At 62.7% G+C, this 22,319-nt stretch carries 17 protein-coding genes; 11 read left to right on the top strand and 6 right to left on the bottom strand.

Annotated elements, in window-relative coordinates; all coding sequences use genetic code 11:
* Nucleotides 1–514 precede the first annotated feature (514 nt).
* The 4 genes from UCMB321_RS01100 to UCMB321_RS01085 are packed head-to-tail and all read left to right on the top strand — an operon-like array spanning nt 515 to nt 6,603.
* A complete protein-coding gene (locus tag UCMB321_RS01100; RefSeq protein ID WP_040063175.1) occupies nt 515–1,723 on the top strand; it encodes an HlyD family secretion protein in 1,209 nt (402 codons plus the stop codon).
* A complete protein-coding gene (locus tag UCMB321_RS01095; RefSeq protein ID WP_040063174.1) occupies nt 1,720–2,973 on the top strand; it encodes a hypothetical protein in 1,254 nt (417 codons plus the stop codon). The genes UCMB321_RS01100 and UCMB321_RS01095 overlap by 4 nt, the downstream gene beginning before the upstream one ends.
* A gap of 1 nt (nt 2,974) precedes the next feature.
* Entirely contained in the window at nt 2,975–5,122 is a 2,148-nt protein-coding gene (locus tag UCMB321_RS01090) for a glycosyltransferase family 2 protein (protein WP_040063172.1), read from the top strand.
* A gap of 11 nt (nt 5,123–5,133) precedes the next feature.
* Entirely contained in the window at nt 5,134–6,603 is a 1,470-nt protein-coding gene (locus UCMB321_RS01085; RefSeq protein ID WP_040063170.1) for an efflux transporter outer membrane subunit, read from the top strand.
* A gap of 107 nt (nt 6,604–6,710) precedes the next feature.
* Here UCMB321_RS01085 and tcuC read toward each other — a convergent pair whose 3' ends face one another.
* Nucleotides 6,711–8,009, bottom strand: coding sequence for an MFS transporter (tcuC, locus tag UCMB321_RS01080; protein WP_040063168.1), 1,299 nt, complete (start codon nt 8,007–8,009; stop codon nt 6,711–6,713).
* A gap of 299 nt (nt 8,010–8,308) precedes the next feature.
* On the opposite strand from tcuC, the gene UCMB321_RS01075 reads away from it, so the two are divergent.
* Complete coding sequence (locus UCMB321_RS01075; RefSeq protein ID WP_245220697.1) at nt 8,309–9,325, top strand: FAD:protein FMN transferase; 1,017 nt, start codon at nt 8,309–8,311, stop codon at nt 9,323–9,325.
* 160 nt (nt 9,326–9,485) lie between these two features.
* Nucleotides 9,486–10,880 (top strand): Si-specific NAD(P)(+) transhydrogenase, encoded by a 1,395-nt coding sequence (sthA, locus tag UCMB321_RS01070; protein WP_040063167.1) that lies wholly within the window; start codon nt 9,486–9,488, stop codon nt 10,878–10,880.
* A gap of 42 nt (nt 10,881–10,922) precedes the next feature.
* Here the strand turns inward: sthA and UCMB321_RS01065 are convergent, their stop codons facing one another.
* Both UCMB321_RS01065 and UCMB321_RS01060 read right to left on the bottom strand, forming a co-directional pair.
* A complete protein-coding gene (locus UCMB321_RS01065; protein ID WP_040063165.1) occupies nt 10,923–11,645 on the bottom strand; it encodes a glycerophosphodiester phosphodiesterase in 723 nt (240 codons plus the stop codon).
* A 65-nt stretch (nt 11,646–11,710) separates the two neighbouring features.
* Nucleotides 11,711–12,298 carry a PilZ domain-containing protein gene (locus UCMB321_RS01060; protein ID WP_040063164.1) on the bottom strand — a complete coding sequence of 196 codons (588 nt, stop codon included), beginning with the start codon at nt 12,296–12,298 and terminating at the stop codon, nt 11,711–11,713.
* A gap of 97 nt (nt 12,299–12,395) precedes the next feature.
* On the opposite strand from UCMB321_RS01060, the gene UCMB321_RS01055 reads away from it, so the two are divergent.
* From UCMB321_RS01055 to UCMB321_RS01045, 3 genes are all read left to right on the top strand, one after another.
* Nucleotides 12,396–13,646, top strand: a complete 1,251-nt coding sequence (locus UCMB321_RS01055; RefSeq protein WP_040063163.1) for a lipoprotein-releasing ABC transporter permease subunit — start codon at nt 12,396–12,398, stop codon at nt 13,644–13,646.
* Nucleotides 13,647–13,653: 7 nt separating this feature from the next.
* On the top strand, nt 13,654–14,337 hold the full coding sequence (lolD, locus tag UCMB321_RS01050) for a lipoprotein-releasing ABC transporter ATP-binding protein LolD (protein WP_167337407.1): 684 nt from the start codon (nt 13,654–13,656) through the stop codon (nt 14,335–14,337).
* Between the two features lie 69 nt (nt 14,338–14,406).
* Nucleotides 14,407–15,651: a lipoprotein-releasing ABC transporter permease subunit gene (locus tag UCMB321_RS01045; protein WP_040063160.1), complete on the top strand. Its 1,245-nt coding sequence runs from the start codon at nt 14,407–14,409 to the stop codon at nt 15,649–15,651.
* A gap of 139 nt (nt 15,652–15,790) precedes the next feature.
* Here UCMB321_RS01045 and UCMB321_RS01040 read toward each other — a convergent pair whose 3' ends face one another.
* Nucleotides 15,791–17,152: a heavy metal sensor histidine kinase gene (locus UCMB321_RS01040; protein ID WP_040063158.1), complete on the bottom strand. Its 1,362-nt coding sequence runs from the start codon at nt 17,150–17,152 to the stop codon at nt 15,791–15,793.
* Nucleotides 17,152–17,832, bottom strand: coding sequence for a heavy metal response regulator transcription factor (locus UCMB321_RS01035; RefSeq protein ID WP_040063157.1), 681 nt, complete (start codon nt 17,830–17,832; stop codon nt 17,152–17,154). The genes UCMB321_RS01040 and UCMB321_RS01035 overlap by 1 nt, the downstream gene beginning before the upstream one ends.
* Nucleotides 17,833–17,987: 155 nt before the next feature.
* Here UCMB321_RS01035 and copI point away from each other — a divergent pair, with 155 nt between their 5' ends.
* Nucleotides 17,988–18,503 carry a copper-resistant cuproprotein CopI gene (gene copI, locus UCMB321_RS01030; RefSeq protein ID WP_040063155.1) on the top strand — a complete coding sequence of 172 codons (516 nt, stop codon included), beginning with the start codon at nt 17,988–17,990 and terminating at the stop codon, nt 18,501–18,503.
* An 82-nt stretch (nt 18,504–18,585) separates the two neighbouring features.
* On the top strand, nt 18,586–19,416 hold the full coding sequence (gene queF / locus UCMB321_RS01025) for an NADPH-dependent 7-cyano-7-deazaguanine reductase QueF (protein WP_040063154.1): 831 nt from the start codon (nt 18,586–18,588) through the stop codon (nt 19,414–19,416).
* Between the two features lie 70 nt (nt 19,417–19,486).
* On the opposite strand, the gene acnB is transcribed toward queF, so the two are convergent.
* Complete coding sequence (acnB, locus tag UCMB321_RS01020; protein WP_040063153.1) at nt 19,487–22,087, bottom strand: bifunctional aconitate hydratase 2/2-methylisocitrate dehydratase; 2,601 nt, start codon at nt 22,085–22,087, stop codon at nt 19,487–19,489.
* Nucleotides 22,088–22,319: the final 232 nt, after the last annotated feature.

Genomic DNA, 22,319 nt, shown 5'->3' with positions numbered 1-22,319 from the left:
AGTTCATTTTATTTTTCGGTTAATTAAAAACCTATAAAAAATAGTTGCTTGCCGATCGTTTGTTGGGAATACCTACGGAATGGATCCTATTTGTGTGGTGCTACATAATTGGCGTCATTAAATTGTTCACGTTCCCGCGCTTGACACTTGGAAGGACTGAACTTAGTGTCTGCCCCTGACAACGCCCCAACTTGCCGAGAATTAGCTATCAAAATGCCTGTGTTTAGCCATCAGGCAAGGGCGAAAGTCGTTATGTTCTTTCGGTAATAAACAGGCAACATAAATAGTGGATAAGTGGTCACTATGATCGGATGCCACCCTCCAAAAAGACGGGAATATCATTCCTGCTCACAACACTAAGAAACCAACAAGTCAGGCTGATCGAATAGTAATGGCCTGATGCTGGGACATCTTTGCTGGCAACACTGCTTTATGCCTTTCACGATAACGTGCGGCTAGCGATTGGCCGCTTGTTGAAAATGAATGTCTTCATGTCCTATCGGGAGCACCTGACATGACCGAAGAGCGCAGAAAGCACTTTTCATTATCCCTGTTACCCCGCCTGGTGGGTATGGGCATCCTGGGTTTTATCCTGTGGTTGTTGTTGTCGACCTTGTTCATGCCCCTGCTATCGGCTTCGGCCACCCGGGCCATTCTCAATGCGCCGGTGATTTTGCTGACCACGCCCATCGATGGTGTCGTGAGTTCCCTCAGCATCAAGTCGGGAACTTCCTTCGTCCAGGGGCAGAAGCTGGCTGTGGTGGAAAACCCCAGGGCCAATCAAGACACCTTGCTGACGTTGCAAACCCGGCGCTTGAGTCTGGAGCAGCAGTTGTCGTCCTCCCTCAGCCAGTTCGAACACGACCAGCAGTACTACCAGGCGCTGGAGAAAATCAGCCAGCAATACCAGTCGGCGTTCCATACCCGCCAGTTGTACGGCCAGAAAGCCCTGCGCGCCGAAAATTTTGCCGCCAGCGCGCGCTTGAAAGAGGCTGAGGAAACCGTGGAACGCAATCTCGAGTTGTTCCGCGAGGGGGCGGTCAGTGGTGCGTTGGTCGAGTCGTCGAAAGCCCAGTTGGCTTCGCTGCAGGGGGCGGCGGAGACGGTCAAGTCGCAGTTGGGCATCAGCAACGGTGATTTGAGCGCGGCCAATCAAAAGGTCTACCTGGACCCTGACCAGCTGCGCATGTTCGACCTCAACTCACACCTGGTCACCTTGAAGCTGAGCCTGGACAACCAGGAGCACAACCGCTCCACGGTGCAGCAGGAGCTGCAAAAGCTCGACGCGCTGATCGAGGAGGAAAACAGTCGGATCAAATTGATGTCCGGCTATGACGTGGTGGCCTATTCCGCCGGGACGGTCCAGGAAGTGGTGGCGCCCCAGGGCACGCTGGTGCGCGCCGGTTCGACCCTGGTGCGCGCGACCAATTGCGGGGAAAGCTATGTCATCGCGGTATTTCCCGAGCGGGTGGCGAGCAAGATCGATCGTGACACGGTGTTGAAGGTGAACATTCGTGGCCTGGACGCACCGCTGACGGCCAAGGTCGTGCAACTGCTGTCCCACTCGGCGGACCTTCAGCCGGGGACCTACAGCGTACCTTTCCCCTACGCCGAGCAGAACTCCGTGTATGTGGTCGCCACCTTTGCCGCGAATCTCAGTGAGCAGCAACGAAGCCTGGTGTGCAAGCCCGGGCTCTGGGCTTCCGCCGAGGTTGCCCGATGAGCCGCTGGCGGGGTGCGGCCTGGGGGCTCGCCGGGTTGTTGCTGGGCGTCGGGCAGGCGGCCTGGGCGGTATCGCCCCGGGTGCAACTGGCAACGGACACCTGCGGGGCATTGGAGCAGGCGACACGGGCCTATCCCGGTACGGGTCCGGTGCTGCTGGCCAGCTATCCGGCGCTGGACGGACAGCCGCCGGCGATACTGGCCCTGCGCGGGGTGGCCTTCACCTATGACAACGCCCTGGCCAGCATCGCCTTGTTTGCCTGTGGCAAGGCGCAGTCCGCCCGCAGGCTGGCCGATGCCCTGGTATTCGCGGTGGAGCATGACCCCGAGTACGCTGACGGGCGCTTGCGCAACGCTTATGCGGCGGGCCCGGTCAAGGGCCAGGTCATGGGGTTGCCGGGGTATTGGAGTGTTGAGCGCAACGCCTGGAGTCAGGATGCCTATCAAGTCAGCAGCGCCACCGGCAACCAGGCCTGGGGGGCGCTCGCGCTGCTGGAGGCTTTCCGTCAGACCGCCGAACCGTCCTACCTTGCGGCGGCACGCCGGGTGCTGGGCTGGGTCCAGCAGAACACCTACGACAATCAGCTGCCCCCGGGTTTCAGCGGTGGTGTCTATGGCTACTTGAACCGGCAGGTCCGGCAAGGCTGGAAATCCACCGAGCATAATGTCGACCTGGTGGCCGCCTGGACGGCGCTCGACCGCCTGTCGGCGGACTCGGATGCGCAGCGGCAGGCGCAGGTTGCCCGGAGCTTCGTGCAAAGCCAGTGGGATGACCGTGAGGGGCGTTTCCTGATCGGCACGGGCGCGGACGGACAAACCTCGGATCGCCTGCGTTCAGGGCTGGATGCGCAGCTCTGGCCGCTGCTGGCGATCCCCGCAGCGCCGCAGGACTGGCGTCGGGTGTTTGCCTTTATCGATCAAAGCCACCGTTTCGCCGACGGCTACGGGTTCAACCGCAACCCCGACGGGGTCTGGACCGAGGGTACCGCCCAGGCGGCGGCAGTGGCGCGCCTGAGTGGTTTGCCGGACAGGGCTCAACCCTTGTGGGGGGTATTGCTGGCGTTGCAGGCCAGTCACGGTTGGCTCTTCGCGACGCCGCAGGCGCAAATCAGCACCGGGCTTGCCATCGGCCCGGACTCGCCGAGCAACGATTTCTTCTACTACCACCTGCCTCATCTGGGCGCCACGGCATGGGCCGCTATCGCGGCCACTGGCGTCAACCCCTTCACCGGCTCTCAGGAGGCTGACTGACATGCACGCACTGGACTCGTTGCAGCTTGTGCAAATCAATTTCTGGACCCTGGCCGTGGTCATTCTCTTCAGTTGCCTGACCCGGCGTGAGCATTGGGGTGCCCGGGCCGGTTTTGGCGCGATCACCGCCTTGCTGCTGATCAACTACGCCGTCTGGCGCATCCGCGACACCTTGCCCGACGGCCAGAGCGGATTTGCCGCGGCATGGGCCTACGCCTTTCTGTTTTTCGAGATGATGGCCATTGGTTACACGCTGTTTTCCATTATCGTCATGCTCCGTCGCAGCGATCACCGCGCCAGCGCCGATGCCGGCGAGCGCCGCTTGCGCGCGGCCGGGCCGGATGTACCGGCAGTGGATGTGTTCATCGCCACCTACAACGAAGGCCTGGAGATCCTGGAAAAAACCATTCTTGCCGCCCAGGCCATCGATTACCCGAATTTCACCGTCTGGGTGCTGGACGATACCCGGCGCGACTGGTTGCGCGACTATTGCGCCGAGGTCGGGGTGCAATACGCCCGGCGCCCGGACAATACCCACGCCAAGGCCGGCAATCTGAACAACGGCCTGCGCCAGTCGGCAGCCAGCAGCAATGCGCCGTACATCCTGGTACTGGACGCCGATTTCGCCGCCCAGCAACCGATCCTGATGCGCATCCTCGGGCTGTTCAAGGACCCAAGGGTGGGCCTGGTGCAGACCCCGCAGTTCTACTACAACCCGGATCCGATCCAGCACAACCTCGGCTCGTCCGACTGCTGGGTGGACGAGCAGCGCGTCTTCTTCGATGTCTTCCAGCCGGCCAAGGACGGCTGGGACGCGGCGTTCTGCGTGGGCACCTCCTTTGTGGTGCGGCGCGACCTGATTACCCGCATCGGCGGTTTTCCCACCGGCTCGGTGTGCGAGGATCTCTACACCTCCTGCCGCCTGTCGCAGCAAGGCTACGTGACCCGCTGGCTCAACGAGCGACTGTCCATCGGACTGTCGGCCGAGGGATTGACCGAGTACATCAACCAGCGCGCGCGCTGGTGCCTGGGAACCCTCCAGGTCGCGCTGTTGAAGGAGGGGCCGTTGCGTGGCAGTGGCTACCGTCTCAATGATCGCCTGCATTTCCTGCATGGCCTGATGCACTGGTTCTCCAAGCCCTTCATCCTGATGCTGCTGGTGTCACCGGTGCTCTACTGGTATTTCGGCATTGCCGGGTTCTATGCCAAGCCCGCGGATTTCCTGGCCTTTGGCATGCCGGCACTGATCGCGTTCTGGGGCTACGGCACCTGGGTCACGGCACGCCGAACCCTGCCGGTGTTCACCGAAGTCACGCAGATCGTCGCGGCCCTGGCGGTCACCGCGACGATAGCCAGTGCAATGATTCGCCCGTTCGGTCGCCCCTTCAAGGTGACCGCCAAAGGCCTCGACCGCACCCGTACCCTGATCCACTGGAAGATGTTCGGGTTCTTCCTGGGGTTGATCGTGTTTTCCCAGGTGGGCGCGTTCACCGCTATTGCCACGGCAGCGGCCTTCGACGGCAACATGCTGTTCAACCTGTGCTGGACCGTGGTCGCGCTGATCTACAACCTGGCGACGCTGGTGGCCTGCGTTGACCGGCCGCGGCTGCATGGCGAAGAGCGCTTTCCCTCCGATGCAGCCACTGGCTTGCGCCTGGGGACGAAAACCTTTGCCGGGCGTCTGGTGGATATTTCGGTCAGCGGGGTGTGTTTGTCTTGCGACCTGGCGGTTTGGATCAAGCCGGGCGTACGAGGGCAGCTGTGGATCCCCGCGCTCGGTTGGCTCGGGGTCGAGGTCATGCGCAACCAGGGCAGCGATCGCCTGGGGCTGCGTTTTGTCGACCTCGACGAGGGGTTGCGGCAGCGCCTTATCACCCACTTGTTCAGTGACGCCAGCGTCAATGTGGCCAGCAAGGCCGAGCCGGCCATGGCCTTTGGCACCTTGCTGCGCCGGTCGCTGCTGGGGGAGCGGCGTTCGCGGCCAGCGTTCTCCCGGCCCTCCAGGGTGCCGTCCTATGCCGCGTTGGCGCGTTATCGACCGGCGGCCGTGCGTTTGCGCCAACAGCCCCTGTCACGGGTGGCCGGGCCCCGTGGCGGCCTCTGGGATGCCCTGGTTTCACCCTTGCGAGCCTTGTTGGGTTTGCGTTGATGAGGTGGATCATGAACCGTTGTGTACCTTCGACTTGTCTGGTGTCCCTGCTGCTGCTCAGCGCCTGTTCGCTGGACCCGACCTACGAAAAACCCGATGCACCGATCGACGCGCAGTGGCCGGCCAGCTCGACAGGTTCCTGCTGTGCGGCCAAGGAGGCGTTCGAGCATGATTGGCATGGGTTTATCCTCGACCAGCGGCTGCGTGCGCTGATCGAGCTGGCGCTGGCGAACAATCGCGGCCTGCGCCAGTTCGCTGCCGGCGTGGAAGAAGCCCGGGCCGGCTATGCCGGTGCGCAGTCGGCGCTATTTCCCTCGATCGGCATCGATACCTACGCCGGACGCAGCAAGTTGCCGCCGCTGGTGCGTACGCCGGGAGGTGGGGACAGCGCGGGCAGTATCGCCAACACCTTCCAGGCGACAGCCGGCTTCACCTCCTACGAACTGGACCTGTTCGGGCGCATCCGTAGCCAGAGAAGCGCCGCCGGTGCTCGCTTCGAAGCCTCCGAGGCTGACTATCAGACGGCTCGGCTGGCGCTGATCGGGGAGGTCGCCAGTACCTGGTTGAGTCTCAAGGCCAGCCAGAATCTGCTGGATCTCGCCCAGACCACCTACGACACCCAGAACAACTACGGGCAGTTGCTGCGCAAGAGCTACAACCTGGGCTCCAGCGCGCAGATCGATGTGCATCAGGCCGATGCGCAAACCAATACCGCGGCGGTGCAGATCAACACCTATCGCATGCAGGTGGCGCAGAACATGAATGCACTGCGGGTGCTGGTGGGGCAGCCGGTGCCCGCGGCCTTGCTGCCCAGCGGAGTGTTGGGCGAGTCCCTGGCCACCGCCGATGTGCCTGCCGGGCTGCCGTCGTCACTGATGATCCGACGCCCCGACATCATGGCGGCCGAGGCCCAGCTGCGCGCGGCCAATGCGGACATCGGCGCGGCGCGTAGCGCCTACTTCCCGACCTTTTCCCTGACCTCGGCACTGGGGAGCCTGAGCGGCGATTTTTCCCGGTTGCTCAGTGCCCCGGCGCAGTTCTGGTCGGCCGCCCTGACGGGCTCCTTGACCCTGATCGACGGCGGTGCCCGACGGGCCCAGGTGGATGGGGCGCATGCGCGATTCGATGGTCGGGTCGCGGCCTATGAGGCGACGGTGCAGAATGCCTTTCGCGAGGCGGCCGATGCGCTCAATGCCCGCCAGGAGATGCTCGTTCAGGTGGCGGCGCAGAAGCGTCTGGTGGAGGATTACCAGGCAGCCTATCGACAGTCGCGATTGCGTTTCGAGGCGGGTATGGACAGCTACTTCTCGACGATGGATGCCCATCGTTCGCTGTTCGAGGCGCAGCAGAAATGGTCGCAGTTGGAACTGGCGCGGGAGATCAATCAGGTGAACCTGTACAAGGCCCTGGGAGGAGGGTGGAGCCAGTCGTTGAAGGTCGCCGACAAGCGCGGGGTGGAAGCGGCCAGGCCCGGGTCTTAATGGATGGGGGAGTCCCCCTGACAAACCTGCGCGGCGTCCATGCTGCGCGAGAGGTGGCCGGCAAACGCCTGCATTGCAGGCGTTTGCCGGCGGGCGAGGGTGTCTGCTCAGCCGCGGCCGGACACGGCCATCTGCGCGGTGCGCAGTTCATGCTTGTTGCCACGGAACAGCACCAGGGTGGCGATCAGCCCCAGTACGGCTGCGCCGCTGAGCCAGATGCCCGGTGCTGCCTTGTTGTCCAGCACGTGGATCAGGTAGGTGCAGACCGCCGGGGTAAAGCCGCCGAAGGTCGCCGTCGCCAGGCTGTAGGCCAGGGAGAAACCGGTGGTGCGCACTTCGACCGGCATGATCTCGGTCAGGGCCACCACCATGGCGCCGTTGTAGGAGCCATAGAGGAACGACAGCCACAACAAGGCGATCAACAGGTGGCTGAAGCTCGGGGCCGCCACCAACCAGGACAGCACCGGATACGCCGTGAGGATCGCCAGGATGGTCGCTGCCAGCAGCAGTGGCTTGCGCCCGATCTTGTCGGACAGCGCACCCATCACCGGCAGCCAGAAGAAGTTCGACAGGCCGATGCACACGGTCACCAGCAGGGCGTCGAAGTCCGACAGGTGCAGCTCGGCCTTGCCGAAGGTCGGGGTGTAGGCGGTGATCAGGTAGAAGGACACGGTGGTCATGATCACCAGCGCCATCCCCGCCAGCACCAGGCCGAAGTTCTGGCCGATGGAGCGCATCACTTCCGGAAGGCTCGGACGATGTTTGCGGGCCTGGAACTCGGGGGTTTCTTCCAGCGAGCGACGGATGATGAAAATCGCCGGAACAATCATGCAACCCACCAGGAACGGCACGCGCCAGCCCCAGTCACCCATCTGGTCGGGGCTCAGCCAGTGGTTGAGGCCCACGCCCAGCAAGCCGGCGAACACGACGGCGGCCTGTTGGCTGGCGGACTGCCAACTGACGAAGAAGCCTTTGCGACCCGGGGTCGAGATCTCGGCCAGGTACACCGAGACACCGCCCAGTTCCACGCCGGCGGAGAAGCCTTGCAGCAGGCGACCGAGCAACACCAGCAGCGGAGCGAACACGCCGAGGGTCGAATATCCCGGTACGCAGGCAATCAGCACCGTGCCCGCGGCCATCATGGCCAGGGTGATGATCAGGCCTTGGCGACGACCATGGCGGTCGATGTAGGCGCCGAGGAAAATCGCCCCCAGCGGACGCATCAGGAAGCCGGCGCCGAAGGTCGCCAGCGAAAGCATCAGGGATGCGAAGGCACTGTCATTGGGAAAGAAGGTTTTGGCGATGGCCGTGGCATAGAAGCCATAAACCATGAAGTCGAACATCTCAAGGAAGTTGCCGCTGACAACGCGAAAGATCGCCTTGCCCTTGCCCGTATTCGAGGCCATTTTATGTACTCACTTTGTCTGTCTTATAAGCAATCCATCGTCTTTGCTCGTCCTAACTGAACCTTTCAGGCATACGCACGCTGGCAGAGCAGTTTTGTAACGATATGTTTAATAGAGTCATCAGGCAACAAAAACATAGCTTGCTGGCTAAGTGGTAGAACCCTTGATCTAGACGGTTTCCCTCAGGAGTTCACCAGGGCTGAAGATCCGTCATGGGCAGGCGATTATCTGGGGCATAATGGTCAACCTCGAAAAGGGCCTTTCTAGCGACTATGTCAAATCCACAGGCGGCCGCGCCTTTGTTACGAACCCTGCTGCTGGGGGGGGCCTTTGTCCTGCTCGCCGGTTGCGACAACACTGACTCGCTGGAGCAGTTCGGTGGTCCGACCCAGGGCAGTACCTATTCCATCCGCTACGTGCGCCATGTCGGTAGGCCGGCGGTCGCCGAAGTCAGGCACGAGGTCGAGGCGATTCTGGCGGAAGTCGACCGGCAGATGTCGACCTATCGCGGCGACTCGGATATCGAGCGCTTCAACGAACTGCCGGCCCATAGCTGCCAGGTCGTGCCGGCTCCGATCCTGGAACTGGTCCGGATCGGCGAACAGCTGTCGATGGAAAGCGACGGTGGCTACGACCTGACGGTCGAACCCTTGATGAACCTGTGGGGCTTTGGCCCGCAGGGGCGTGAGCAGAAGGTGCCGGACGCGGCGAAGCTGGCCGAGGTGCGCCAGCGTGTCGGGCACCGCTATCTGCGTATCGACGGCGACAAGCTCTGCAAGGACGCCGCCGTGGAGGTGGACTTCAACAGCATCGCGGCGGGTTACACGGTGGACCGTATCGTTGATCGGCTGAAGGGGATGGGCCTCGACAGTTTTCTTGCCGACGTCACCGGCGAGCTGAAGGCGGTGGGCCGGAAGCCCGATGGCAGTCCCTGGCGGATCGCCCTGGAGCTGCCGCGGGACGACCGGCAGGTGGCGCAGCGGATCGTCGTCCTCGACGGTTATGGCGTTTCCACGTCGGGTGATTACCGCAATTATTTCGAACAGGACGGCAAGCGTTATTCCCACACCTTCGACGCCCGGACCGGTGCGCCCATTACCCATAACCTGGCATCGGTCACGGTATTTCATCCCTCGACGCTGATGGCCAACGGCCTGTCGACCCTGTTGCTGGTACTGGGGCCCGAGCGCGGTTGGGAGTACGCGGAGACACATGGCATCGCCGCCTCTTTCGTGATGCGTGCCGATACAGGCTTCGTCACCCGGACGAGCCAGGCGTTCGAGCGCCTGGCCAAGGGTGACGGGCACGACATGTAGTGCAGGCAAAGCTGGCCTACGACGCTACCAAGGGTTAATGTGCGCGGCGTTGAAGCTTCTATAGACTGCACACCGAGATTTGATCCTTCATGTCGCTGGCCGCGACATGATTTAGCCGCAGGTGCCAGAGGGGTACCTCGGCCTGTTCTGAGGAGTACGCATGGCTGTCTACAACTACGACGTAGTGGTACTGGGTTCCGGCCCGGCTGGTGAAGGCGCGGCAATGAACGCCGCGAAAGCGGGGCGCAAGGTGGCAATGGTCGACAGTCGTCGCCAGGTCGGCGGTAACTGCACCCACCTGGGGACCATTCCGTCCAAGGCCTTGCGTCACTCGGTCCGGCAGATCATGCAGTTCAACACCAACCCGATGTTCCGGGCCATTGGTGAGCCGCGCTGGTTTTCCTTTCCGGACGTGCTGAAAAGCGCGGAGAAGGTCATCGCCAAGCAGGTCGCTTCGCGCACCGGCTTTTACGCCCGCAACCGGGTCGACCTGTTCTTCGGCACCGGCAGCTTCGCCGACGAGCAGACCATCGAAGTGGTCTGCCCCAACGGCGTGGTCGAGAAACTGGTGGCCAAGCACATCATCATCGCCACCGGTTCGCGTCCGTATCGCCCGGCCGATATCGATTTCCACCACCCGCGTATCTACGATAGCGACACCATCCTCAGCCTCGGCCACACGCCGCGCAAGCTGATCATCTACGGTGCCGGGGTGATCGGTTGCGAATACGCGTCGATCTTCAGTGGCCTCGGGGTGCTGGTGGAGCTGGTGGACAACCGCGACCAGTTGCTCAGCTTCCTCGACTCCGAGATTTCCCAGGCGCTGAGCTACCACTTCAGCAACAACAACATCACCGTGCGCCACAACGAGGAGTACGACCGTGTCGAAGGCCTGGACAACGGGGTGATCCTGCACCTCAAGTCCGGCAAGAAGATCAAGGCCGATGCCTTGCTCTGGTGTAACGGCCGTACCGGCAACACCGACAAGCTGGGCATGGAAAACATCGGGGTCAAGGTCAACAGCCGCGGCCAGATCGAGGTCGACGAGAACTATCGCACCTGCGTGCCGAACATCTACGGTGCGGGCGATGTGATCGGCTGGCCGAGCCTGGCCAGTGCGGCGCACGACCAGGGGCGCTCGGCGGCGGGCAGCATTGTCGACAATGGCAGCTGGCGTTATGTCAACGACGTGCCGACCGGGATCTACACCATTCCGGAGATCAGCTCGATCGGCAAGAACGAGCATGAGCTGACCAAGGCCAAGGTGCCTTACGAAGTGGGCAAGGCGTTCTTCAAGAGCATGGCCCGCGCGCAGATCGCCGGCGAGCCGCAAGGCATGCTGAAGATCCTGTTCCACCGTGAAACCCTGGAAGTCCTGGGGGTGCACTGCTTCGGTTATCAGGCGTCGGAGATCGTTCACATCGGTCAGGCGATCATGAACCAGCCGGGCGAGAACAACACCCTGAAATACTTCGTGAACACCACGTTCAACTACCCGACCATGGCCGAAGCCTATCGGGTAGCGGCCTACGATGGCCTCAACCGGCTTTTTTGAGCGGCTCCGGCCGGTGGCCTGAGCCGGCCGGGGAGACCGATTTCAGCCATTCCCAAGTGTGGCCGTGGCCAAACCGGGAAAGTCTGTAATCAGGCTATCGACGCCGAAGTCGGCGAGCCTGCGCATCAGCGCAGGTTCGTTGACCGTCCACACCGACACGTGCAATCCCTGGCGCTGGGCCTTGATCAGGCGCTCCGGGGTGCAGAGTGTCCAGTTCAACGCCAGCATCTCGCAGCCATAGCTCTGGGCGACCTTCAACGGGTCGAGCCAGGCGTATTCGGCTACCAGTCCCCGTGACAGGTCCGGGGTCAGTTCCAGGGCTGCCTTGAGCACTTCCCGGGAGCTGGAGGTGACGGTGACCTTGTCCAGCAGGCCGAAACGCTGGGCCATTTCGCGGATCGCCAGCACCGTGGTCGCCGCGCGAGTGCGCGAAGCGCTCTTGACTTCCAGTTGCCAGTGCTCGAAATCGCACTGTTCGAACAATTCCTCCAGGCGTGGGATCGGGCACGGCTTGATCCAACCGGGACCGCCCTTGCGCGCGTCATAGGTCACCAGTTCGGCGGCGGCGTGCTCGACCACCTTGCCGCGGCGGTCGGTGGTGCGCTTGAGGGTCGGGTCATGGATGACCATCAGTTCACCATCCATGGACAGGTGCAGGTCCAGTTCGCAACGGCGTACACCGTGCTTGAGGCATTCCTGGAAACTGGTCAGGGTGTTTTCCGGTGCTTCACCTTTGGCGCCACGATGGCCATAAATCAGAGTCACGACTGCTCCTTCAGGGGGAATACTGCTACAAGGTTAAAACGGTAAGAGAGCTTCAGCCGCAGGTGTCACGTGGCCTCGGGACCGTTCTGCTCCCGGGCCAGGCGTCGCTGCTGCGCCTGTTTCTGCAAGATATGCCGCGCCAGCAACTGGCGCTGGGCATCGGTCAATGAATCGAACTCGGTGCCGATATCGAAGGTGCCGAAGCTGCGGGGCGCGCAATGGGTCACCCTGGCCCGCAGCAACAGGCCGTGCGCCTGGGGCATCAGTACCATCTTGACCGCCAGGTGGCTGCCGGCGGCATAGGCCATATGGTGCTCGAACTCCAGGCCACCTTCGGAAAGGATCACCCGCTGCAGTTCGCCGAACTCGCCCAGTACTGAATGGGCCATTACCTGGCTGAGCAGTTCGATGCGCTTGTTCTGCGCCTTGAGGAAAGCGGTCAGGGCCCGATCGCGCTCGCTGACCTGGCGCAACAGGTGTTGCGATTCGAATTCGCTCAGGTGCAGTTCGCTCAGCAGGTTGAAGAGCGGCGAAGCATCTTGCAACACTTCCTTGTTCGCCGCGTCGAAGGCGGACAGGGGGCTGATTTCCAGTGCGATCGTGTCCTCGATACGGTAGTATTCGCGGCGATCTTCTTCATCTAATGTCGACATGGCGAACCCAGGGCAGAGGTGATGGTCTGAGTGTAAAGCTGCTGACCCTACCTCGCCACAAGGACGTCTTCTTTTCCTCCGAACAAGCCCCCCCGACATGTTCAGACCACTCACCGTATTTATCGGCGCGCGTTATACCCGTGCAAAGCGTCGCAGTCATTTTGTATCGTTCATTTCCCTGACTTCGATGATCGGACTGGCCCTTGGCGTAGTCGTGATGATCGTGGTGCTCTCGGTAATGAACGGCTTCGATCATGAGATGCGCACCCGCGTGCTGGGCATGGTGCCCCACGCGACCATCGAGTCCGGCGAGCCGATCAGCAACTGGCAGGCGCTGGCCGACAAGGTCCTCAAGAACCCGCAAGTGCAGGCGGTCGCGCCGTTCACCCAGATGCAGGGCTTGCTGACCAACAACGGCCAGGTGCAGAAGGTGATCCTCAATGCCATCGACCCGGCGCAGGAGCGCAAGGTCTCGATCATTGACCGGTTCATGCAGAAGGGCCAGCTCGATGCGCTGACGCCCGGCAGCTTCGGCATCGTCATCGGCGACAAGGCGGCGAACAAGCTGGGGGTCGGGCTCGGCGACAAGCTGAACTTCGTCGCCCCGGAAGTCACGGTGACGCCGGCGGGCATGTTTCCGCGGATGAAGCGCTTCACCGTGGTCGGCATCTTCCATGTCGGCGCCGGTGAGCTGGACGGTTACCTGGGCCTGACCAACCTCGACGACCTGGCGCGCCTGCATCGTTGGAAGCCGGACCAGGTCCAGGGCCTGCGCCTGAAGTTCGACGACCTGTTCCAGGCGCCACGCACGGCCTGGGAGATTGCCCAGCAGTTGGGCGAGAACCGTTACTACGCCCGTGACTGGACCCGTACCCACGGCAACCTGTACCAGGCGATCAAGATGGAAAAGGCCATGATCGGCCTGCTGTTGCTGCTGATCGTGGCGGTGGCGGCGTTCAACATCATCTCCACCCTGGTGATGGTGGTGAACGACAAGAAGGGCGATATCGCCATCCTCCGCACCCTGGGTGCCACGCCCGGGCAGATCATGGCGATCTTCATGGTCCAGGGCACCGTGATCGGGGTGATCGGTACGCTGATCGGCGCGGTGGTCGGGATCCTCGCCGCGCTGAACGTCAGCGCTGCAATCGCCGCCCTCGAGGGCCTGATCGGTCACAAGTTCCTCAATGCCGACGTGTATTTCATCGACTACCTGCCGTCCCAGCTGATGGCCGAGGATGTCTTGATGGTCTGCGGCGCGGCATTGGTCCTGAGTTTCCTCGCCACCCTGTATCCAGCCTGGCGTGCCGCGCGCACCCAGCCTGCGGAGGCGCTACGTTATGAGTGAGTTGGGCATGAGTGATAAAGCAGTGCTGAGTTGCCGCAACCTGGGCAAGTCCTACGAGGAAGGCCCGGAGTCGGTGGTGGTCCTGTCGGGCCTGCAGCTGGAGCTGCACGCCGGGGAGCGGGTGGCGATCGTCGGCAGTTCGGGTTCGGGCAAAAGTACCTTGCTCAACCTGCTGGGCGGCCTCGATACGCCGTCCCAGGGCAGTGTCTGGCTGGCCGGCGAGGAGCTTTCCGCCCTGGGCGAGAAAGCCCGCGGCCTGTTGCGCAACCGCTCGCTGGGGTTCGTCTACCAGTTCCATCACCTGCTGCCCGAGTTCACCGCGCTGGAGAACGTCTGCATGCCGCTGCTGATCGGGCGCACCGCGATTCCCGAGGCGCGTCAGCGGGCCACGGCGTTGCTGGAGCGGGTCGGCCTCGGCCATCGCCTGGAGCACAAGCCGGCGGAGCTGTCCGGTGGCGAGCGCCAGCGCGTGGCGATTGCCCGGGCCCTGGTGAACAAGCCGGGGCTGGTGATGCTCGATGAGCCGACTGGCAACCTCGACCACCACACCGCCCAGGGCATCCAGGACCTGATGCACGAGCTCAGCATCTCGATGCGCACGGCGTTCCTGGTGGTGACCCACGACATGGGCCTGGCCCGGCAGATGGATCGCGTGCTGCATTTGGAAGACGGAAAACTCGTCGCTATCTGATTTGCCAGGACCCGCACCCGCTGAACCGCGCGGGTGCCGGGTCGATTATTTTTCTACGGTGGCCTGCGAATGTTCAGACCGTTATCGATTTTCATCGGCGCGCGCTATACCCGCGCCAAGCGCCGCAACCGTTTTGTCTCTTTCATCTCGATGACCTCGATGATCGGCCTCGCCCTGGGCGTGCTGGCGATGATCGTGGTGTTGTCGGTGATGAACGGTTTCCAGAAGGAAATGAGTTCACGGATCCTCGGCATGGTGCCCCACGCTACGATCGTCGGGGTAAAGCCCATCGATGACTGGCAACCAGTGGCGGCCGCGGCGCTGAAGAACCCTGAAGTGACGGCGGCGGTGCCCTTTACCGAAATGGACGGCATGCTCTCCTACAAGGGTTCGATGCAGCCGATCCAGATCAGCGGTGTCGACCCGGCCCGGGAAGGCCAGGTGTCGATTGTCGCCCAGCACATTGTCCAGGGGCGTTTGGAAGACCTGAAGCCGGGTGAGTTCGGCGTGGTGATCGGTGAAATCACCGCTCGGCGCTTCCGGGTGAATGTCGGCGACAAGCTGACCCTGATTGTCCCGGAACTCAGCTCCGAGCCGGGCGGCATCACGCCGCGCATGCAACGCCTGAACGTGGTCGGGGTGTTCAAGGTCGGGGCGGAGCTGGATGGCTCCATGGCGCTGATCCACATGAGTGATGCGGCGGATATCCAGCACTGGCAGCCGAACCAGGTGCAGAGCGTGCGGCTGGCGGTGAAGGACCTGTACGCGGCGCCACAGGTGTCCACGGACATCGCCACGGGCCTGGGCGGTGATTTCAAGGCCGATGACTGGACCCACACCCAGGGCAGCCTGTTCAGTGCCATGAAGATGGAAAAGACCATGATCGGTCTGTTGTTGCTGATGATCGTTGCGGTAGCGGCGTTCAACATCATCGCGACCCTGATCATGGTGGTGAACGACAAGGGCGCGGACATCGCGATCCTGCGCACCATCGGCGCCACGCCACGGCAGATCATGGCGATCTTCATGGTCCAGGGCACGGTGATCGGGATTGTCGGGACCTTGATCGGCGGTGTGCTGGGGGTGATCGCGGCGCTGAATGTCAGCGAGCTGGTGGGCTGGATCGAGCGGGTCAGCGGGCAGCATATCTTCAGTTCCGACGTGTACTTCGTCAGCAACCTGCCGTCGCAGTTGCAGGGGGGAGATGTGGCGTTGATCTGTTCGGCCGGGTTTATCCTCAGCTTCCTGGCGACCCTGTACCCGGCGTACCGGGCGGCGAAGATCGAGCCGGCGCACGCCCTGCGGTATTCGTAGTCTGTGATGACCGCCTGCTTAGGGCTGAACACGGCCCCCCTGTAGGAGCTGGCTTGCCAGCGATGAGGCCCTTGAGCCTTGCACTGTCCTTGCGGCCGCCATCGCCAGCAAGCCGGCTCCTACAGGTTTCGCGGCAGTTTTACGCCTGGCGTGGCAGTTCGATCACGAATCGCGTCCAGCCAGCCTCTGATTCACAACGTATCCGCCCACCATGGGCTCGGATGATCGACTGGGTAATCGCCAGCCCCAATCCCGCATGTTCACTGCTGCCTTCATGGCGTGCCGGGTCGGCTCGGTAGAAACGGTCGAACAGCTGCGGCAACACTCCGGGTGCAATACCTTCCCCGGTATTCTCGATGCTGACCCGCAACCCCTCTGGCGCGCCCTGCAGCCTGACCGCAATCTCGCCCGCTTCAGGGGTGAAGCGCAAGGCATTGTCCAGCAGGTTGGACAGCGCGCGGCGCAGCATGCCGCGATCACCCGACAGGCTGGCGTGGCCTTCGCGCTTGAGCCGGACTCGATTCTCTTCGGCCAGCGGCATGAAGAACTCCAGCAGGGCATCCACCTCATCGGCCAGTTCTAGCGCTTCGTGGCGGGGCGTCAGCAGGCCGTGGTCGGCCTTGGCCAGGTACAGCATGTCATTGACCAGTTGCGCCATCCATTGCAGCTCTTCGAGGTTGCTGTGCAGGGCTTCGCGGTAGTCCTCCAGCGCCCGGGGCCGGGTCAGGGTGACCTGGGTGTGGGTCAGCAGGTTCGACAGCGGTGTGCGCAGTTCGTGGGCGATATCGGCGGAGAAGGCCGAGAGTCGCTGGAAGGAATCATCCAGGCGCGCGAGCATGGCGTTGAACGACTGCGCCAGTTCGGCCAGTTCAGACGGCATCTGTTGCTCGGGCAGGCGCTGGGTCAGCGAGCTGGCCGATACCCCCGCGGCGACTTCACTCATGCGCCGCAAGGGTCGCAGGCCGCTGCGCGCGGCCCAGGCACCGAGCAGGGCGGTGGCCAGGGCCGAGAGGCTGACCGTCAGCCAGATCAGGTGCTGCATGCGTTGCAGGAAATGCTGGTGGTGGGTGATATCGAGGATCAGGGTCAATTGCGCCGAGCCGGCCTTGTTCGGGTCCAGCGGGGCGTTGAAGACCCGGTAGTCGGTGCCCTCGATCCGCAGGCTGGTCAGTCCTGCTTGCGTCGGCAAGTCGCCGGGCAGGGCGCCCGGGGCATTGAACCAGCGCTGGCCATCGGCACCGCTGACCCGCAAGGCGACGTCGGGGCTCAGGTTGATGTCGGCTTGCAGCCGTTGGCTGCGCTGCTGGAAGTCGCCCAGGCTCTCGACCCCCGCGAGGCTGCTGCGCAGTGCCGCCAGGCGCGCGTCGAGCAGTTGCTGGTCGAGTTCGATGAAGTGCGACTCGCTGGCGCGGTTGAACAGTACGCCCGCGGTCAACGAAACCACGGCGGTGCAGGCGGCGAACAGCAGGGCCAGGCGGCTGCCCAGGGACAGGCGGCGCATCAGGCGTTGCGCTCTTCAAGGACATAACCCATGCCGCGCACGGTGTGGATCAGCTTGTGGCTGTGGTTGTCATCGACCTTCAAGCGCAGGCGGCGGATCGCCACTTCGATGACGTTGGTGTCGCTGTCGAAGTTCATGTCCCAGACCTGGGACGCGATCAGGGATTTGGGCAGCACCTCGCCCTGGCGGCGCAGCAGCATTTCCAGCAGGGCGAACTCCTTGGCGGTCAGGTCGATGCGCTGTCCGGCCCGCTCGACCCGACGACGGATCAGGTCCAGGCGCAGGTCGGCCAGTTGCAGGCTGGTTTCCTGGCTGGCCGCGCTGCCTCGGCGCAGCAGGCTGCGGACCCGGGCCAGCAGCTCGGAAAAGGCGAAAGGCTTGACCAGGTAGTCGTCGGCGCCCAGTTCCAGGCCGTGGACCCGGTCTTCCACGGCGTCGCGGGCGGTCAGGAACAGCACCGGAATGTCCAGGCCGGCGCTGCGCACCGCTTGCAGGATTTGCCAGCCGTCGCGACCGGGCAACATGACGTCGAGGATCAGCAGCGCGTAGTCGCCGGTCAGGGCCAGGTGCTGGCCGGTGATGCCGTCCGCCACCAGTTCGGTGTTGAACCCGGCCTCGCTCAGGCCCTGGCGCAGGTAGTGACCGGTTTTCGGTTGGTCTTCGACGATCAGCAGTTTCATGGATGGCTCATGGCAAATGGAACAGGAGCGTTATACCGCGCGCCGGCTGGATGGAGGCCAACCTGACAAAGTTGTAATCTGGAGGTCAGCTCAATGCCAGCGACCGGGCCCTACAGTTTCACACAACCTGGACCCGATCCCGTTGGAGTGTGACTATGTTTTTGCGTAACAGCCTGCTGCTGGTTGGTTTGCTGGCGGTGAGCCTGCCTGTCTGGGCCTCGCCCGCGGGCCACTATGATTTCGGCCAGCCGGCACCGGCGAGCAAGGCGACCCGCACGGTTGAAGTGATCATGACCGACATCGCCTTCAATGCCAAAGAGTTGGATGTGAAGGCGGGCGAGACCGTGCGTTTCGTGCTGATCAATAAAGGCCATCTGCTGCATGAATTCAACCTGGGGCACGCGGCGGCGCATGCCGAGCACCAGCAGGCGATGCTGAAGATGCAGCAGGGCGGCCAATTGACGACCACCGGCATGAATATGGCCGGCATGGACCACGCCGCCATGGGTCATGAAATGAAGCATGACGATCCCAACAGCGTGCTGGTCGAGCCGGGCAAGACCGCCGAGTTGACCTGGACCTTCAGCCAGGCCCGGAACCTGCAGTTTGCCTGCAATATTCCCGGGCACTACCAGGCGGGGATGGTCGGAACCTTGAAGATCGAGCCTTGAAGTGACCTGTCGGGGCGAGGGCTTTCGTGCGCGCGGGTGATTTGCGATAGACTGGCAGGGTTTATTCAGTCAGGTTTTTGTCATGCATCCCGCCGCCGAACACTCGCCACTGGGCAAATCCAGTGAGTACATCGCCACCTACACGCCATCCTTGCTGTTCCCCATTCCCCGGGCGACCAAATGGGCCGAGCTGGGCCTGAGCGCCGAGACCTTGCCGTATGTCGGCGTGGACTTCTGGAACTGCTTCGAGTTGTCCTGGCTGCTGCCGTCCGGCAAGCCGGTGGTGGCGATCGGTGAGTTCAGCATCCCGGCGGATTCGCCGAACATCATCGAGTCGAAGTCCTTCAAGCTGTACCTCAACTCCCTGAACCAGACGCCGTTCGTCGACACTGCCAGCCTGGAAGCGGTGTTGCGCGCCGATCTGTCGGCCGCCGCCGGCAAGCCGGTGGGGGTGCGGGTCCGTCGTTTGAGCGAGGTGCAGGCCGAGGGTGTGGTTGCCTTGCCGGGTGTGTGCATCGACGACCTGGAGATCAATGTCAGTGACTACGCCCATCCGCGTCCGGAGCTGCTGCGCTGTGACGAGTCGCGGGTGGTCGAGGAGTCTGTGCACAGCCACCTGCTCAAGTCCAATTGCCCGGTGACCAGCCAGCCGGACTGGGGCAGTGTGGTGGTGGAGTATCGCGGTGCGGCGCTGGATCACGTGAGCCTGCTGGCGTACCTGGTGAGCTTCCGCCAGCATTCGGACTTCCATGAGCAATGCGTGGAGCGGATCTTTCTTGACCTGCAGCGCTTGTTGAAACCGGAGAAATTGACGGTGTATGCCCGTTATGTGCGGCGGGGTGGGTTGGACATCAACCCGTATCGCAGCACCGAGAAGGTCGAGTTCCAGAACCTGCGGTTGGTACGCCAGTAACGGCAGGTATAAAACCGACAGGCATAAAAAAGCCCCGACAAATCGGGGCTTTTTCTATTGCGCGTACAGCTTAGGCTTGAACGACCGGAATATTGGCGTTCGCCGCGGCTTCACGGAACTCGGCGATCTGGTCGAAGCTGAGGTAGCGGTAGACATCGGCAGCCATGCTGTCGATTTTACCGGCGTACTCCATGTATTCCTCGACGGTCGGCAGGCGACCCAGGATCGAAGCCACGGACGCCAGCTCGGCCGAAGCCAGGTAGACGTTCGCGCCGTCGCCCAGACGGTTCGGGAAGTTACGGGTCGAGGTCGACACCACGGTGGAGTTCGGTTCTACCCGTGCCTGGTTACCCATGCACAGCGAGCAGCCCGGCATTTCCATGCGCGCGCCAGCCTTGCCGTAGATGCCGTAGTAGCCTTCTTCGGTCAGCTGGTGAGCGTCCATCTTGGTCGGCGGCGACAGCCACAGGCGTGTTGGCAACTGGCCCTTGACCTGATCCAGCAACTTGCCCGCAGCGCGGAAGTGGCCGATGTTGGTCATGCAGGAACCGATGAACACTTCGTCGATCTTCTCGCCAGCGACGCTGGAGAGCAGGCGGGCGTCGTCCGGGTCGTTCGGCGCGCAGAGCACAGGCTCCTTGACGTCGGCCAGGTCGATTTCGATGATTTCCGCGTACTCGGCGTCCTTGTCGGCTTCCAGCAGCTCCGGGTTGGCTACCCAGGCTTCCATCGCCTGGGCACGACGCTCCAGGGTGCGGGCATCGCCGTAGCCTTCGCCGATCATCCAGCGCAGCAGGGTGATGTTCGACTGCAGGTATTCGGCGATCGACTCTTTCGACAGCTTGATGGTGCAACCGGCGGCGGAACGTTCAGCCGAGGCGTCGGACAGTTCGAAGGCCTGTTCGACGGTCAGGGTTTCCAGGCCTTCGATTTCCAGGATGCGGCCGGAGAAGGCGTTTTTCTTGCCTTTCTTCTCGACGGTCAGCAGGCCTTTCTGGATGGCGTAGTAAGGGATCGCGTGAACCAGGTCGCGCAGGGTGACGCCCGGTTGCAGCTTGCCTTTGAAACGCACCAGGATCGATTCCGGCATGTCCAGTGGCATGACGCCAGTGGCGGCGGCGAAAGCCACCAGGCCGGAACCGGCCGGGAACGAGATGCCGATCGGGAAGCGGGTGTGGGAGTCACCGCCGGTGCCGACGGTGTCCGGCAGCAGCATGCGGTTCAGCCAGCTGTGGATGATGCCGTCGCCCGGACGCAGGGACACGCCGCCACGGGTCATGATGAAGTCGGGCAGGGTGTGGTGCGTGGTGACGTCGATCGGCTTCGGATAAGCCGCGGTGTGGCAGAACGACTGCATGACCAGATCGGTGGAGAAGCCCAGGCAGGCCAGGTCCTTCAGCTCGTCGCGGGTCATCGGGCCGGTGGTGTCCTGGGAGCCGACGGTGGTCATCTTCGGCTCGCAGTAGGTGCCGGGACGAACGCCCTTCACGCCGCAGGCCTTGCCGACCATTTTCTGCGCCAGGGTGTAACCCTTGGTGCTTTCGGCCGGAGCTTCCGGCAGCTTGAACAGGTTCGACGGTGGCAGGCCCAGTTCGGCGCGCGCCTTCTCGGTCAGGCCGCGGCCGATGATCAGCGGAATACGACCGCCGGCACGGACTTCGTCGAGCAGTACCGGGGTCTTCATTTCGAAGGTGGCCAGGACTTCATCGCTGTTGTGCTTGGTGACTTTGCCAGCATGCGGGTACAGGTCGATCACGTCGCCCATGTTCATGTTGGAAACGTCGAATTCGATTGGCAGTGCGCCAGCATCTTCCATGGTGTTGTAGAAGATCGGAGCGATCTTGCTGCCGAAGCAGAAGCCGCCTGCGCGCTTGTTCGGCACGTAAGGCACGTCGTCGCCGAAGAACCACAGGACCGAGTTGGTCGCCGATTTACGCGACGAACCGGTACCGACCACGTCACCGACGTAGGCGATCGGGAAACCGTCGTTGCGCATCTGCTCGATCTGTTTCATCGGGCCGATGGCGCCCTGCTGGTCAGGCACGATGCCGTCACGGGCCATTTTCAGCATGGCCAGGGCGTGCAGCGGGATATCCGGACGCGACCAGGCGTCTGGTGCAGGGGACAGGTCGTCGGTGTTGGTTTCGCCGGTGACCTTGAATACGCGCAGGCTGATCTTGTCGGCCAGCACAGGGCGGTTCTTGAACCACTCGCCGTCGGCCCAGGACTGGATCACTGCCTTGGCGTGAACGTTGCCGTTCTTGGCTTTTTCCGCGACGTCGTGGAAGGCATCGAACATCAGCAGGGTGTGCTTGAGTTGCGCGGCGGCAACGGCTGCCAGCTCGGCGTCGTCCAGCAGCTCGACCAGGGTCACGATGTTGTAGCCGCCCTGCATGGTGCCGAGCAGTTCTACCGCGCGTTTCTTGTCGATCAGGGGAGACTTGACTTCGCCCTTGGCCAGGGCGGAGAGGAAACCGGCCTTGACGTAGGCCGCTTCGTCCACTCCAGGCGGAACGCGGTTGGTGATCAAGTCAACGAGGAAAGCTTCTTCGCCAGCCGGGGGATTCTTCAGCAGCTCGACCAGGCCTGCGGTTTGTTCGGCGTTAAGCGGCTGGGGCACGATGCCCAGTGCTGCACGCTCTTCGATATGTTTGCGGTAGGCTTCAAGCACAGTTATTACCCTCATCAGTGGTCCCAAATGGGTGTCCGGGACGCTCATCCAGAAATGCACGGCACTCATGCGCTGCGGGGCTTTTTGAGCCGCTTAGCCAGAGTTTCCACGATCTCCAACAGAAGCTGTTTTCAAAGTTTTACGCCTGCGGAACGGGAGCTGATGAGGGTTGGCGCAGGGACTTCCGGGCGGAAATTCCCACGCCAACGCCGTTCTTTAGGATGAACTGTGC

Origin of the sequence: Pseudomonas batumici, assembly GCF_000820515.1 — a bacterium.
In the GTDB taxonomy this organism is placed as follows: Bacteria; Pseudomonadota; Gammaproteobacteria; order Pseudomonadales; family Pseudomonadaceae; genus Aquipseudomonas; species Aquipseudomonas batumici.
Note: the sequence above shows the minus strand (reverse complement) of the source record. Positions and strands in the feature narration are given on the sequence as shown.